Source organism: Mesorhizobium sp. P2_B11, assembly GCF_056404855.1.
In genome coordinates this window covers 217939-231367 of sequence record NZ_JBFUDF010000007.1, presented here as the reverse complement: position 1 = coordinate 231367, position 13429 = coordinate 217939, and the positions used below count along the sequence as shown (strand labels likewise).

The window sequence follows — 13429 nt, the reverse complement described above, 5'->3', positions numbered from 1 at the left end:
GGCAATGATGGCAAGTTTCCCTGAGATGTACGAGCGGTGGCTCGCGGGCCCACTCTTCCAGCCGTGGGCCGAAATGATTCTCGACGAGGTGAAAATATCTCCAGGCGATCGTGTCCTCGACATCGCTTGCGGAACAGGAATAGTGGCCCGCGTTGCAAGGGAGCGGCTCGGTGACGCCGGATACATCGTCGGCATCGACGTCAGTTCGGATATGCTTGCCGTTGCGCGCGCTGTGGCACCGGGCATCGACTGGCGCCAAGGCAATGCCAACGCCCTGCCTCTCCATGACCGAGAGCAGTTCGACATTGTCGTCTGCCAGCAGGGACTGCAGTTCTTTCCCGACAAGCCCGCGGCGGTGGCGCAGATGCGGCGGGCGCTGGCGAAGGGCGGCAGGCTGGCGGTAGCCACATGGCGATCCGACGATGAAATCCCGTTCTTTCGGGAGCTGCGCCGCGTGGCGGAGCGCCGCCTGGGCGCCATCGCGGATCAGCGCTACAGCTTTGGCGACGCGGCCGCGCTTGAGGCACTGCTCCGGGACGCCGGCCTCCACGAAGTCCGGTCAAAGACGCTATCGCGCACAATACGCTTCCAGGACGGCGAACCCCTGCTGCGATTGAACACGATGGCGCTCGTCGGCATGAGCGCCGTCGGCAGGGAAATGGGTGATCAGGAACGCAACAGCGTCGTGGAGGCCATCGTGAGCGAAAGTGCGCCCGTGCTGCACCCCTACGCCGATGGATCGGGGCTAGCTTTCGAGGTCAGCACCAATTTGGCGACAGCCGAAGGCTGAAATGTTCCATCGCTGTGCCGATATCGGCATAGTGGTCATGCGACTGGAGGAGACGGGCGAATGGACATTCGATCGACACTGAGGGAGCTATGCGACGCCTTCAACGCGCACGACCTCGATCGCATCATGGCGTTCTTTGCCGACGACTGCGTCCTGGAGATGCCGAGGGGCAGCAACCCCTGGGGCGCTCGCTTCGAGGGCAAGCGCAGCGTACGTGACGCGCTGGCGACACGCTTCGAAGGCCTGCCCGATGTCCACTACGGCGACGGCGAGCATTTCGTCGATGCGGCTGCCGATACCGGCATGTCCAAATGGATCCTCACCGGCACCACCCGCGAGGGCGTGAAAAAGGAAGTCCGCGGTTGCGACTTCTACACGTTTCGCGACGGCAAGGTGATCCGCAAGGATTCTTACTGGAAGATCGTGGAGTAGAAGCTGGCGAGGGGTCGCACCCCGAATAAGATGCTCAGTCCCGGTTCGGCTTTGCCGCCAGCCGGTTGTCCATATCGGTCAGTTTGGCCAGGATGCCCTCTTGCGCTCGCACCATCGCCTGCTGAACCCGGATGATTTTGAATGTGAGCCAAATGCTCACCCAAAGCTGCGCCACCAGATAGACCAGCAATGGCAGGTAGGAAATGACGTATGCGAGAATGCTGGTTTCCGATTCCATAATACCCCCGAATTATTGATGCCGTGACGTCCTCTATTGCCGCCGGCACGCATAAAGGCAAGTCTCTAGCTTGCAATATTGATGAAGTGGTTCGCCGCCGGGGGTGTACCCATTCGCTCACCTGAACGCCCCCAGCGGATCACTCTGCCCCACCTGCCGCCGCGCGCTCCGAAACTCCGCCGGATCGATCACCGCTTCCCGCAGCATCATCACGCCATAGCGCGTCGCGGCCATCAGATCGTCCCGCAGTTTTACGACCTGGCCGTCCTTGCGATGGTAGAGCCGAAATTCCTCGAACCAGGGCAGCAGCGTCGAAAATACCTTGAAGCGGCCGGATTGCATGCGGTCGAGCATGTCCATCAGCCCGGCCTCGACCGAGACCGAGCCATCGGCGAAGCGGGCGTGGCCCGGAAGCATGTTCAGCCCGTGCGCGGCATATTGTTTGGCAAGCGCTGTGCCCGCCCCTTCCAGCGTCTCGCGGCGGCCGTCGCGCGGCCACGCCCATGGCAGCCACTCGCCCCACGGCTTCAGCGCCAGCACCTGCATCGCCGGCGTCTGTTGCGAGGCCCTGGCTGCTTTGGTGACATAGACGACATCGGCTTCCGTATCCCAGGCGAGTTCGACCGCGGCCGACGGATGGTCCCAGCCGAAATCGAGCGCGCCGATGCGTGGCCAGTAGCGTGGCAGCCGGAACGGCTCGCAGGCGATCAGCTCTTCGGCGATCGGAAAGATGCGGCCGGAACCCATGACGGGAATACCCTTGGCCCGCGCTTCGCGCTCATGCTCGGGGTAGGCTTCGATGATCGCCTGGCGCTGCTCGGGCGTGTAATGCCCAGCATCGTCGATGGTCATGAAGGTGACGTGACGGGACATATTAGCGCACCGTAATTATATGCCGGAACCAAATATCGCCATTGATAATACTGTTTACAAATGTGAATTTGCTGGCAGACTTGGGGGGATATATGATCCGTGTAGCAATCATTTTGGCCATTGCCGCGAGCACCACGGCTTGCCAATCGAACGTGTCTTATGACACGAGTAAACAGACTTGCAAGATTTACGACCTCTATGGAGCCAAACACAAAGTTTGTGCCCCGGACACACCGAACAAAGTATGCAATGTCTGGTCCAATCAGAAGGGCGAACAAAGAATATGGTGCCAACCGCTCACCCGGAAAGCAACCGATCCCAAAGCTCGCGCCAGGCAGCTTGCGGGCAGCAAATATCCTTGATCAGGGCCGCCGCAACCAGGATCAGACAGCCCGGCGTTTGATGCGGATCACCTTTGGCGCCTGCGCGTCCATGAACATGTAGCACCTGCCGAGCAGCGCTTTTTTGCCCAGCTCGTCGAACACGTTCTGCCCGAGCGGCGTGATCAGCACTTCGTCTGTCGCCAGCCCATCCTGGTGGCGGGTCTCGATCTCTTGCCAATGCGCTTTCGCAACATCGGAAAGCACGACATTGAAGGCCGGATGATTGTAGCTGACCAGCACATTGCCATCATCCATGTCGGACGGCTTCATGTCCGGGTGGTAGTTGTAGATCAGCGAAAGTGTCTGGATCGCGGCCTTGGCTGCCGCGTCATCGGAAAGGCCGGCCTCGGTCAGCACGCAGGTGCCGTTTTCGAGGATGGCAAAGTCACGCCCCCTGTCGAAGTAGTAGCCGAACCGCTCCTCGATGCGGTCGATGGGTTGTGAGAAAGAGGGTCGCCATTTTGGCACCGGAGGAAACATCTTTGGCACCTCGGTGCTGCCCGCCGGCGACACGACAAGCGACGACAGACCGCCCATCAACACTTGCCGCCTGTTCATTGGTCCGATTCCTCGACAGCCCAACCGTCAGTCTAGCCGTGTATCGCGATTCCGCAACGCGCCGCACCCAGAGAAAGCCTGGGCTCCTCGCCAGGTCGGAAGATATCGGAGGCCGCTGCTCCCTCCCTCGCATCTTTTCCTTTGTCGTTTTATGCGATAGGTCTTGCCCCGCATCGGCGACACCGATGCATCTTGGGCCGGAGCATTGCGCGCGGCCTCTCCTCTACGCGGGTGGGAAAGCCACTCTTTGCCATGACAGATCTATTCGAGGCGATGCGCCTGTCCGCCGAGGACAGCGAGGTTGCTCATCTTTATTTCAGCGAAGGCGGCAAGATCCTGCTGCCGCTCGGCAAATCGAGAAGTACGATGACAGGTCAGGAAATGCTTCAGCGGCTGCTGTCGCCTCCCGACGATGACGATGGCGCTGTTGCCAACGACTTTCTTGGTGAGCTTGGCAGGACGGTTCCGTTGGAAAGGCTGCGTCTCCTGCTCACATCGGACAATGCTAAGACGCGAGGGGCAGGCGCGTTTCTTGCCACGTTTCAAAACCAGAACATCAGTTCGATGGTGGGCGAGCTGGCCGCGTTGCTGGGGGATGACAACCCGCGCATCCGCTTCGATGCCGTAGAGTCCATCTTGCGATGCAGCACACGTGACGATGGCGAGCATCTGGCGCAAGCCCTGTTTGCGCTTGATGACGAGCATGAGTTCGTGCGCATGGGAGCCGTCCAGTTTGTGCAATTTGCAAAAGACTGGCAGCTGAAGCTTGCGCGCCAGCACGCCGCATTGCTCAGGCCGCAAACGGCGTTTTCGGCGATAGCGGATGTCTCCGAGCAATGGCGCGACGATGCATCGGGCATGATCCGCGCGATGCTGGATCATGCCGAGCCGGTGGTGCGGCGCTACGGTTGTGGGTTGGCCGGCCGGGCGAGATGGGTGGTCGTCGATGCCTTTGTCGAATGGGCGCGGGCATCCTTTGATCCTGAAATCAGCAAACTGGCAACGGATTGCATCGAGCACAAACAGATATCGCACCACGCCGTCTGGCATTCGTCCTTGCCGGCACGGGATTTCCGGAACTGATTCAGGATGCCGTGATAATCTGTTGTTTGCGCGCACTTTCTTCGGCGAGCGCGGCGGTTCTTGCCTTCTCCCCTTGTGGGAGAAGGTGGCCTCGCGAAGCGAGGTCGGATGAGGGGTGTTCCAGGGAACGCCGACCTCTCACTCCGCTGGAACACCCCTCATCCGTCTCGGCGCTATCGCGCCGATCCACCTTCCCCCACAAGGGGGGAAGGAAAGGATCCTGCCCCCTGCGCATCCAAAAACCGCAGCACCACATCGCTCATCCCAAGCAGCGGCGTGAACGTCACGATCGTTATCCCGCCCGTCGCATTTGTTCGCGTCAATCCTTCGGAGTAGATATCGAGCGGCGGCTCTTCGTCGAACCAGACGCCGTGCAGCGTTTCGCCCTGCCACTTTTCGCGGCCCTTCTCATAGCTCTTGAACGACAGCACGGACTCATCGGCCTGCACGTCGCCGCCGCCGCCCCAGCGCACCACGATGCTGTCGAGTGCGCCCGGCGCGCCGCGGCCCATGGTGGTGTGCAGGATGGCGTCGGCGGGGATCATGCCGGTGCCCCAGGCGGCCTGCTGCTGCGGCGGGCCGACCAGCACGCGCTGCGGGTTGTCGCGCGTGCCCTCGCCGGTCACGCCGGCCGCCCATAGGCGGACACCCGTGTCGAAAGTCTTGCCTTGCCACCACCAAGGATAGCGGCCGGTGAGGTGCATGGCCCATTCGGCGCCGCCGGCCCTGGTTTTGCCGAGCTGGTTTCCGGCCATGAACAGCCGCTCGCGGTTTTTGGCGCCGGCGGCGTGAAACTCGGCCTGGCGTTCATACGGCGTGTAAGACGCCAGCAGGTTAGTCCTGCGTCTCCGGTCCAGCTCCTGCAGCAGCGCCAGGTAGTGGCGGCGTGCCGCAATCGCCCGGCGTGCCGCCCGGCTGGTCGCCGAACGGACCGAGGACGGCTTCGAGGCCGCGGATGCGGCGGCGGATCTCGTCATCGCTCAGGCTCTCCAGAGTGTCGGCGGAGGCATGCAGATCGTTGGCCAGATCCTTGGGCAGAACCGACTGCACGATCTTCAGATACTGGTCCGGCTTGTCGGCCCGGACCGCGGCAATCACGCCGGCGCCGTGGGTGCGGAAATCGGCGCGCACCGCGTCGAGAAAATCATCGCCAAGCGTCTTTTTCGTCCGCTTGCGCGCGGCGGCGGGCGCCTTGCGGCCAGGGCGCGCTCGCGCCGTCCGGTCAGCCATGATCCGGCCTCGCGGCGGGCTCGGCCAAGGTCTGCTTTGCCGGTCTCTCCCGCTTGATTTTGGTCGGCTTGCGCCGTTTTGCCTTCGCCGGTTTCCGGGTGGCCTTGCGGCCGGCCGCATCGGCGGCATCGGCCGGCGCTTCGCCCCTTTCTGCAGCTGCGGCTTTCAGGCTTGCCCTGACAAGGCCGATCGCGCTTCGGTCGACGGTGTGCGCACCGCGCGGAAAGCCGAAGCCACTGACAGCATCGACGGGACCGCCGCGAACCATGCCAATCAGCACGCTTGGCGCGACCGGCTCGATGCGGCCGATCCGCGCCTGCGGGGCAGTGCCTTCGAACAGGCCGATGGCGCTGACGACCTCGCGGCCGTCATCGTCGGTGATGATGGTGGCATAGCGGTGGGACATGGGGTTTCTCGCGGAGAGTGTAGAATGAACCGAAGACGGCGTTTCTTCGCGCCCCCCTCTGTCCYGCCGGCTTCCGGAATTGGCGACCGATGGCCCTGAAACACAAAACCCGCCTCGGCGGCGGGTTACTGGCGCAAATCAGCACCATGGAGAAATGATACGATAGCTGCCCTCATCCCGTCAATAGGAAATAAGAAACAATTCCTACATCGGTCAGCGACTCAGCGATGATAGCGCTACCATATTTGGCGTCAAGTCATATGCGTATGTTCTAAAGTGCCATGCCGCCGGCGAGTTTTGTCTGATAATTTATTCGTTGGCATTATGGGGGCAAAAGAAGCCATGTCTGACGACAAAATCCGAAATATAAATTTGACCGCCGACATCGTCGCGGCCTTCGTGCGCAACAATTCAGTACCTCCGGACGGTTTGCCGGCGCTGATCGAGAGCGTCAATTCAGCGCTCGCGGCCGTGGACAATCCCGTTGCTCCGCCGCAGCCGGCACCGGAGCCTGCCATCAATCGCAAGCGCTCGGTGACGCCGAATTTCATCTACTGCCTCGAGGACGGCAAAAAGTTCAGGTCGCTGCGGCGCCATCTCGGCTCCGCCCACGGCATGACGCCAGAGGCCTATCGCGCCAAATGGGACCTGCCCGGCGACTATCCGATGACGGCGCCCAGCTACGCCGCCAAGCGATCGGAGCTGGCAAAGGAGTTCGGGCTCGGCATCCGGACAGAGGCGCCCAAGGCGCCGGCCAAGCGCAAGACCAAGGCGTAACGCGACGCCCCTTGCGTCACCCGGAAGGACGATCATGGTGGCCGACGAGCCCAATGACGTTCGTGTCGAACGCGTCGATCGCCGCCAATGGGCGGTGCTGGTTGCCGAGAACGGCACGGTGACCCAGCGCCTGTTCGAAGCCCAGGAAGCGGCCGAGGATTTTGCCGATGGCGAGCGGACCAGGCTCAGCCTGCCCGCCAGGCCGCCGGCGGTGGATCGGCTGAGCTGAGTGACTGCGTCAGCGCGGGCCAGCGTCGCCATCGCCGTCGTGCGGCCGACCGAGGCGTCACTCCCCTATCTGCTGACCCTGCTCGTCAACCGGCTGCAACCACCGACTGGCCATTAGCCGGCGCTTATGGAATCATTCCGCTCCGACTCGGGGAGAATGCAGCATGGACAAACCAGCCATGGCATCCGTGTTCAGGATGCGGCATGCGCCAGCCACTGTTTCGGGCGTCCGCAGCGTCGGCCGGGGCCAGGCCGATCCGGTCATCAGCAGAAGGCCGCTTGGCGAGGCGATCCGCTTCGTCGTCGACGCCGACCCCCATTACGATATCAGCGCCGTCTCGATCGCCTTTGGCGACGGCTCGGCCCCGCGCCTCGGCAGCCGGGAGGTCAAGGCGCTGTGGGCCGAGTATGGCCGCCGCTGGATGGAAGAGTAGGACCGAACGCCTCGCGCACGGCGATCCGCAGAGATATAAAGCTGGCATGCAGCTCCAGCACCTGATCGACGATTGCTATGAGGTGTTTGCCTCCTATCCGCCACCGCGCGTGCTCGATGCCTCGCCATTGCGCGACCCGGTCGCCATTCTGAAGACGCTGACCTCGGCGCCGTTGCGCGACCTGACCGGCGAGCAACTCGGTGCCTATGCCGGCTGGGCGATGACGACGGTCGGTGACGACAGAGACTACAGACATTTCCTGCCGCGCATCCTTGAGTTGGCCGTCTTCGATGCGAGATGGCAGGGCCTCGACCCGCCCATCATCGCCGGCAAGTTGAACCATGGCGGGTGGCAGACCTGGCCGCCAGAGGAACAGGCCGCGATCCGCGCGCTGTTTGCCGAAGCCTGGCACTATGGTTTCGAGCAGCATCCCGACGAAAGCGACCCGAGCGGTTGGCTGTGCGGCATCGCAATCATCGGCGGCGGTCTCGACGCGGCCCTGGAGGCATGGCTTTCCTCGGCGTCGCCTAACGCCGTGCTGCAGCTTGTGGAGTTCTTTCGGAGCAATGCCGAGCCACTCATCGGGGACAGGGCCGAGCGGAATTTCTGGGATGGAGCCGGCGACGCCGCGATCGAACGCATGCGCGGCTGGCTGCGCAGCGAGGCGGTTCTGGATTTGCTGCTGTCGGCACAGGTCAGGCCTGAGGACCAATGGCGGCTCGACCACGCGCTCCTTGTCCTTAACGCCGTGACCCCGTGAGGACCTGGCCGGGCTTTGCACGGATTTCGGCTTCGGATCGTAATGGAGGCTCATGCGTTGAGCCTGGAATCTTTTTGACGCAATTCCTGGGGAAAACCGCTTCACACTTTTCCTGGAATTGCTTTAGCCAATGGGAGCAAACGCCATGAACGTCGCCAATCTGCAACTCGAAGGCCTGCTGATGGCCGTCGCCTCGATCAACCAGGTGCTGGTCCGCAAGGGCGTGCTCACGGTCGAGGACATCGATATCGCGCTGCGCAAGGCCGAAGCCGGCGAAACCGGCGAGGAGCGGTCCAGCGGCATGTCGGAGTCGAGCCGGGACGCCGTCAACTTCCCGATCCGGCTTCTGGAACTGGCCAACCAATGCCAGCCGGAGACGGACATGCCGTCCTTCTCGAAACTGGCCCGCATGGTCGGCCAGATGAAGGAACCCTACAACGACCAGATGTGAGGCTGGCCTACTCGGAGCTGTGACCAGCGCGCGAGGCAGCCGATCTCAATACCGCCCCTGCAGGATCTTGATGAGCTTGCTGTTGTCGGCGCTGGCCGACAGCATCTTGCGGTAGTCGGCGTAGGTGATCTTGCCGGTGGCCAGGGCATTGACGACCCGATTGCAGAAGGCGGTTTCGTATCGTGCCGGGCTGACATTCATGAGCGCCGACAAATTGTTCTTGTCGGACTGCGACGTGGCTCTTTCGTCAGTGATGCAATCGTTGATGGCTGATCGCTTGGCGGCCGGGCTGCCGAGATAGGCATGCACGGTGTTGAACTCTCCCTCCGACAGCGAAGTACAGCCGGCAACCAGTGACGTGCCGACTAGAACGGCAGCAAAACGCGTGGCAATGCTCATGAATTCCCCCTTGGACCTGTCACCGTGCTTATCGCGCCAAAACGTGCAAGTACAGTGACAATATCGTCGTATTCAACCGCAAGGCTTAGGCCAGACTAGTCGCCGTCGCCGCGGCCCAAGGGGCAGACGTTCACCACCGGCCGAGCTTGGAGGCCAGCACGCTGCCCGGGCCGTGCACGGCGGCGAACAGCAGGCCGGCGGCGAACGGGAAATGCGACATGAAGGCGCCGAACTCGGCCTGGTTTCCGGCCCAGTGCGACGGACCGTGGAAGGCAAAGCCGAGGAAGACCACGTAGACGGCGGCGACCAGGGCCGCCGGCGTGAAGAACCCGCCGGTCAGGAAGGCGATCACCAAAAGCGTTTCGAGGATCGCGGCGCACCAGGCCAGAAACAGCGGGAACGGGAAACCGGCGGCGGCGATGTAGCCGGCGGTCATGCCCAAATCCATGAACTTGAAGGCCACGCCCATCGCGAACATGGCGGCCAGGATCAGGCGGGCGATGAGAAGGGCCGCGGTCTGCCACGGCGATTGAACGGTTTCCATAATGTCCTCCAGGGTTGAAGCTGTTGATGCTCCAAGGACGGAGGAAGGGCGGCGGTTCCGACAGGGGTTAAGAAAAATTGTCTGGGCGGTCTCCCCTGACCCAGCATCTGCGGATGGCTGATCGAGCCGCGGACCGCCCGTGCTCACCGCCCGGCGAAGGCCGCCCCGTGGCGAGCCCTGACTTTTTTTGGGGTGGGTCGAAAAACACCCGCCGAAGCGGTTTATAGACCGGGCGGGATAGTCGGATGGCGGGTTTGGTCTCAATGAGAATCGGTGCGGAGCCTGTCGGGTCGGCAGGACGCTCAGGGTTTTTAGCATCCATGGCGAATGCCAATATGGCGCGCCGTCCCTTCCCGCAATTCAGGAGCATTCTGGCGGCGGCGCTGCTGGCGTCGACCATGCTGCTGCCGATGGCAACCCGCGCGGCGTCGGTCCTGCCGGACCCGCGAGACGGATTCCACGGGCCGATGGATCCGAAAGCCCAATTGCAAGAGGCCAAGCGCGCTCTGCTGGCGCGAGCCGCAGGTGGGAATGGCGGGAATGGTGGAAACGGCGGCAATGGTGGTGGCGCCGGCGGAAATGGCGGCAACGGCGGTAACGGCGGCAATGGTGGCGACGCCGGTGGAAACGGCGGCAACGGCGGCAATGGCGGCGACGCCGGTGGAAATGGCGGCGGCGCCGGAAACGGCGGCAATGGGGGCGCCGGTGGGAATGGCGGCGACGGCGGTGCTGGAAACGGCGGCAACGGTGGCGCCGGTGGAAATGGCGGCGACGGCGGTGCCGGAAATGGCGGGAATGGCGGTGCCGGCGGGAATGGCGGCGATGGCGGTGCTGGAAATGGCGGCAACGGCGGTAACGGTGGCAATGGCGGCGACGGCGGTGCTGGAAATGGCGGCAATGGCGGCGCCGGCGGGAACGGCGGCGCCGGCGGTGCTGGAAACGGCGGCAATGGCGGCGCCGGTGGGAATGGCGGCGGCGCTGGAAACGGCGGTAATGGCGGTGCCGGCGGGAATGGCGGCGACGGCGGTGCTGGAAATGGCGGCAACGGTGGCGCCGGAAATGGCGGCAACGGCGGCGCCGGTGGCAATGGCGGCGCCGGAAACGGCGGCAACGGTGGTACCGGAAATGGCGGCAATGGCGGTACCGGAAATGGCAGCTCCGGCGGAAACGGCAGTTCAGGCGGCAATGGCAGTGCCGGCGGCAATGGCGGCGGCCATCACAACACCACCACTCCCGCTCATTCGGACGGCGCCCGTTCCTGCGGAGCCTCCCAGAGAACGTCTTGCTGACGTGGCCTAGCCTCAGGCCACCTCGGAATCACCGGCAACGGCCGCAACGTTTGCTTGCTGCTACGGACCGGTGCGATAGGCGAAATCGTCGATCGCGGCCTGCCAGTAATGCTGTGTCCGGATTTCGAGCCGCGTGATGCGCCGATAGTCACCCGCGAAGTAGATCAGTCCGTTGGCCGACAGCACCAGTCGATCCTCATAGGCGGGCTCGTCGCCCCGCCAGGCCTTGAGAATGAGCGTCTCGCCTTCAGCGCCGTCCCAGCCGGCACCGAAATAGGCGCCGGTGAAATCGAACGGCTTGTCACTGAACACCTGGGCCGGATGGCCAGAGCTGTTGTAGGCGATGAATTCGCCCGACATGGTGGTGTTGATGTAGCCCGGGCCGTCGGTAAAGCGCTGGTGCATGGCAACGAGATTGTACCAGTCGAGCCCGCCATAGCCGGAGGGGACCTCGAACACGCCCGGCGTCGTCATCAGGTCGTCGAAGCCGACGACATGCTGGTTGGGCAGCGGCTGCTCGGCAGGTCCGCCTTTGCCCGAAAACGCGGAGAGCACCACAGGTGCTGCGCCGACCACAATTTTGCGCCGCTCAGTCACCCCGTTGGCCGAAAAATCGACCAGCCATTCGCCTGATGTCACGGCTGCGCTGAAGCGCCCATCCGGGCCGACCTTGGCGGCGGCAGTGGCGCCGCCCGGCCCGGTGAGGGAGACGCGCGACCCGGCGGCGGCCACGCCGCTGATCGTCAAGTCCGCCGCAAGCCCGACCGGGTGCGTCGTGCGCGAGGCAATCATGTCGCCCGGCGATCCAGGTGAAACGACGTAGTCGCTTTCCTGCGAGGCGTTGCCGGTGGTGACGGAATACCCTGGCGGAGGCACAACCTTGAACGCGTAATGGCCGGGATCGACGACTTCGAGATCGCGCTGGATGACCGACATGCGGAAGTTGGCGAAGCCGCTCACATTGGTCAATCGCATGATGGAGTCACCCTTCGGCTTGTCGAGTTCGACAGCCACACGCGACATCGGCCGGTCGCCGAGATCGTAGACGCCGTTGCGGTTGAGGTCGCGGAACACCAGCAGCGACGTGTTCATCTGGCCACCGTTGAAGGGCCCCCATGCACGCTTGGGATAGTAGTCCTGCGCACTGCCGGCACGCGCCGCGCCGCAGACCAGGCCGATGGCCGCCGCGACGAAGACGGAAAACAACAAACCACGCTTCACGAAATTTCCTCTCCGGCAGTACCTGCCAATCCGATCCCCTGGAGACGCGCGATGACCTTGTCGACAGCATCGGCATCGAAATAGGCGAGATAGAGCAACACCATGGTGGCGCTGAACGTATAGACCGGCAGCGTCAGATAGATGATGGCGTGGAAGGCCAGGCCCGGCAGCAGCAGATAGCGCCTCGTCGTGCGAAACGGCAGGCCAAAGTCAAGGCAATATTCGAGCGCGACCACGGCGAGCGACATGATCGTCGCCGGCCAGGCAAGCCCGGCCGGATAGTCCGAACCCGCATAGTACCAGAGGAATATCGCCTCGATCCGCGCGCCGCTCAGAAAGGCGTAGCTCGTCTTGTCGAAGGCGGCGAAGAAATAGAGCACCGAGAGCTGCACCACGATCAGCCGCAGCCCCCACAGATTGCCGCGCTCCGCCGGCGGCGGCAGGCCCGCGCGTTCGGCGCGCATCACCGCGAGGTAGCGGTCCAGAGAATACGAGCGGCCGCAGGGGGTGAGCGCGATCAGCAGCGCTGCGACCGCAAGCAGATAGGCATGGTGGTGGGTCCAGGGTTCGCGACCGAGCTGGAAGCCGAAATAGTGGTACATCACCAGCCCGACGGCGCCGGCCCAGACAGCGGCGATGCGGCTGTGATAGCCGATGAAGAGCAGCGTTGTGGCGAGGAAGAAATTGACTGCCAGAAACAGGCCGACCGGCGATTGATCCCTGTAGAGCAACAACTCGCCCGCCCAACGCGACCAGAACAGCATGGCCAGGCCGATGCGGATCAACGCGGACGAACGCGACGAGCCCTCCGAATAGGCCGCCCAGTCGACGAAGCGTGCGGCGATGGCGTGCATCAGCCGCCAGCCAGGCCAGTCGGCGATGGCGTCAGCCGGCACAGGCATTTTCGGCATCGGTATGGATGATCTGCCAGCCGCTCTTCGTGGCCTGCCGGGCGCGGACACGGATGTCGGCGCCCTGCCCGGCGGCCGTGCAGAGCCGCTGGATGACGGAAGCCAGTTCTTCGCGATCTTGGATCCACTTCAGCTTGCCGTAGCGGGGAGCGCCGAGCATCTCGAAGCGGTCGAGCGGGACAAGCCCGCCATCGGGCTGGCGGATTTCGAAGGAAGCGTCGATCACGCCAAGCCCGATCGCGCTGAACATGGTCCAGGAACGCAGCCATGCCGATTGCACCCCGAAGACCTGCTCGGCGACCGGACCGGCGATCATGAATCCGGCGATCGCGACGAATGCGGCCAACCGCAGGCGTCCCGCCGCCCCGGCAGAGCCCGCACCAATTCCGATCGAGGCGACATCCGCCACTTCTGATTGAGAC

At 63.5% G+C, this 13429-nt stretch carries 20 protein-coding genes; 9 read left to right on the top strand and 11 right to left on the bottom strand.

Annotated elements, in window-relative coordinates; translation table 11 throughout:
• Window positions 1-7 precede the first annotated feature (7 nt).
• Window positions 8-790: a class I SAM-dependent methyltransferase gene (locus AC1DYJ_RS23970; RefSeq protein ID WP_477282152.1), complete on the top strand. Its 783-nt coding sequence runs from the start codon at window positions 8-10 to the stop codon at window positions 788-790.
• A 60-nt stretch (window positions 791-850) separates the two neighbouring features.
• Window positions 851-1222, top strand: a complete 372-nt coding sequence (locus tag AC1DYJ_RS23965; RefSeq protein WP_477282151.1) for a nuclear transport factor 2 family protein — start codon at window positions 851-853, stop codon at window positions 1220-1222.
• A gap of 34 nt (window positions 1223-1256) precedes the next feature.
• Here the strand turns inward: AC1DYJ_RS23965 and AC1DYJ_RS23960 are convergent, their stop codons facing one another.
• From AC1DYJ_RS23960 to AC1DYJ_RS23950, 3 genes are all read right to left on the bottom strand, one after another.
• On the bottom strand, window positions 1257-1460 hold the full coding sequence (locus tag AC1DYJ_RS23960; protein ID WP_477282149.1) for a hypothetical protein: 204 nt from the start codon (window positions 1458-1460) through the stop codon (window positions 1257-1259).
• 117 nt (window positions 1461-1577) lie between these two features.
• Entirely contained in the window at window positions 1578-2333 is a 756-nt protein-coding gene (locus AC1DYJ_RS23955; protein ID WP_477282147.1) for a phage terminase large subunit family protein, read from the bottom strand.
• Between the two features lie 383 nt (window positions 2334-2716).
• Complete coding sequence (locus AC1DYJ_RS23950) at window positions 2717-3274, bottom strand: hypothetical protein (protein WP_477282145.1); 558 nt, start codon at window positions 3272-3274, stop codon at window positions 2717-2719.
• Window positions 3275-3526: 252 nt separating this feature from the next.
• On the opposite strand from AC1DYJ_RS23950, the gene AC1DYJ_RS23945 reads away from it, so the two are divergent.
• Entirely contained in the window at window positions 3527-4357 is an 831-nt protein-coding gene (locus tag AC1DYJ_RS23945) for a HEAT repeat domain-containing protein (protein WP_477282143.1), read from the top strand.
• A 173-nt stretch (window positions 4358-4530) separates the two neighbouring features.
• Here the strand turns inward: AC1DYJ_RS23945 and AC1DYJ_RS23940 are convergent, their stop codons facing one another.
• Genes AC1DYJ_RS23940 through AC1DYJ_RS23930 form a run of 3 tightly spaced genes read right to left on the bottom strand, consistent with a single transcriptional unit; the run spans window position 4531 to window position 5993 of the window.
• Window positions 4531-5214: a terminase large subunit domain-containing protein gene (locus AC1DYJ_RS23940; protein WP_477282635.1), complete on the bottom strand. Its 684-nt coding sequence runs from the start codon at window positions 5212-5214 to the stop codon at window positions 4531-4533.
• Window positions 5192-5587, bottom strand: a complete 396-nt coding sequence (locus tag AC1DYJ_RS23935; protein WP_477282141.1) for a hypothetical protein — start codon at window positions 5585-5587, stop codon at window positions 5192-5194. The genes AC1DYJ_RS23940 and AC1DYJ_RS23935 overlap by 23 nt, the downstream gene beginning before the upstream one ends.
• Window positions 5580-5993 (bottom strand): hypothetical protein, encoded by a 414-nt coding sequence (locus AC1DYJ_RS23930; RefSeq protein WP_477282139.1) that lies wholly within the window; start codon window positions 5991-5993, stop codon window positions 5580-5582. Before AC1DYJ_RS23930 ends, AC1DYJ_RS23935 begins: the two co-directional genes overlap by 8 nt.
• 342 nt (window positions 5994-6335) lie before the next feature.
• Here AC1DYJ_RS23930 and AC1DYJ_RS23925 point away from each other — a divergent pair, with 342 nt between their 5' ends.
• The 5 genes from AC1DYJ_RS23925 to AC1DYJ_RS23905 all read left to right on the top strand — a co-directional run bounded on the left by AC1DYJ_RS23925 (window position 6336) and on the right by AC1DYJ_RS23905 (window position 8643).
• The gene (locus tag AC1DYJ_RS23925; RefSeq protein WP_477282137.1) at window positions 6336-6770 is read left to right on the top strand and encodes a Ros/MucR family transcriptional regulator; all 435 of its coding nucleotides are present in this window, start codon (window positions 6336-6338) and stop codon (window positions 6768-6770) included.
• A gap of 34 nt (window positions 6771-6804) precedes the next feature.
• Complete coding sequence (locus tag AC1DYJ_RS23920; RefSeq protein ID WP_477282135.1) at window positions 6805-6999, top strand: hypothetical protein; 195 nt, start codon at window positions 6805-6807, stop codon at window positions 6997-6999.
• A gap of 163 nt (window positions 7000-7162) precedes the next feature.
• Window positions 7163-7432, top strand: a complete 270-nt coding sequence (locus AC1DYJ_RS23915) for a hypothetical protein (protein WP_477236275.1) — start codon at window positions 7163-7165, stop codon at window positions 7430-7432.
• 46 nt (window positions 7433-7478) lie between these two features.
• Window positions 7479-8192, top strand: a complete 714-nt coding sequence (locus AC1DYJ_RS23910) for a hypothetical protein (protein ID WP_477282134.1) — start codon at window positions 7479-7481, stop codon at window positions 8190-8192.
• Window positions 8193-8337: 145 nt separating this feature from the next.
• Entirely contained in the window at window positions 8338-8643 is a 306-nt protein-coding gene (locus AC1DYJ_RS23905) for a hypothetical protein (RefSeq protein WP_477282132.1), read from the top strand.
• Between the two features lie 45 nt (window positions 8644-8688).
• On the opposite strand, the gene AC1DYJ_RS23900 is transcribed toward AC1DYJ_RS23905, so the two are convergent.
• Both AC1DYJ_RS23900 and AC1DYJ_RS23895 read right to left on the bottom strand, forming a co-directional pair.
• Entirely contained in the window at window positions 8689-9042 is a 354-nt protein-coding gene (locus tag AC1DYJ_RS23900) for a hypothetical protein (protein ID WP_477282130.1), read from the bottom strand.
• A gap of 130 nt (window positions 9043-9172) precedes the next feature.
• Window positions 9173-9586 carry a DoxX family protein gene (locus AC1DYJ_RS23895; protein ID WP_477282128.1) on the bottom strand — a complete coding sequence of 138 codons (414 nt, stop codon included), beginning with the start codon at window positions 9584-9586 and terminating at the stop codon, window positions 9173-9175.
• A 531-nt stretch (window positions 9587-10117) separates the two neighbouring features.
• On the opposite strand from AC1DYJ_RS23895, the gene AC1DYJ_RS23890 reads away from it, so the two are divergent.
• Complete coding sequence (locus AC1DYJ_RS23890; protein ID WP_477426276.1) at window positions 10118-10885, top strand: hypothetical protein; 768 nt, start codon at window positions 10118-10120, stop codon at window positions 10883-10885.
• A 50-nt stretch (window positions 10886-10935) separates the two neighbouring features.
• Here the strand turns inward: AC1DYJ_RS23890 and AC1DYJ_RS23885 are convergent, their stop codons facing one another.
• From AC1DYJ_RS23885 to AC1DYJ_RS23875, 3 genes are read right to left on the bottom strand one after another with little or no spacing between them, the layout of a single operon-like run.
• On the bottom strand, window positions 10936-12096 hold the full coding sequence (locus AC1DYJ_RS23885; protein WP_477282124.1) for an SdrD B-like domain-containing protein: 1161 nt from the start codon (window positions 12094-12096) through the stop codon (window positions 10936-10938).
• A complete protein-coding gene (locus AC1DYJ_RS23880) occupies window positions 12093-12998 on the bottom strand; it encodes an HTTM domain-containing protein (protein WP_477282123.1) in 906 nt (301 codons plus the stop codon). Before AC1DYJ_RS23880 ends, AC1DYJ_RS23885 begins: the two co-directional genes overlap by 4 nt.
• Complete coding sequence (locus AC1DYJ_RS23875) at window positions 12982-13416, bottom strand: hypothetical protein (RefSeq protein WP_477282121.1); 435 nt, start codon at window positions 13414-13416, stop codon at window positions 12982-12984. Before AC1DYJ_RS23875 ends, AC1DYJ_RS23880 begins: the two co-directional genes overlap by 17 nt.
• Window positions 13417-13429: the final 13 nt, after the last annotated feature.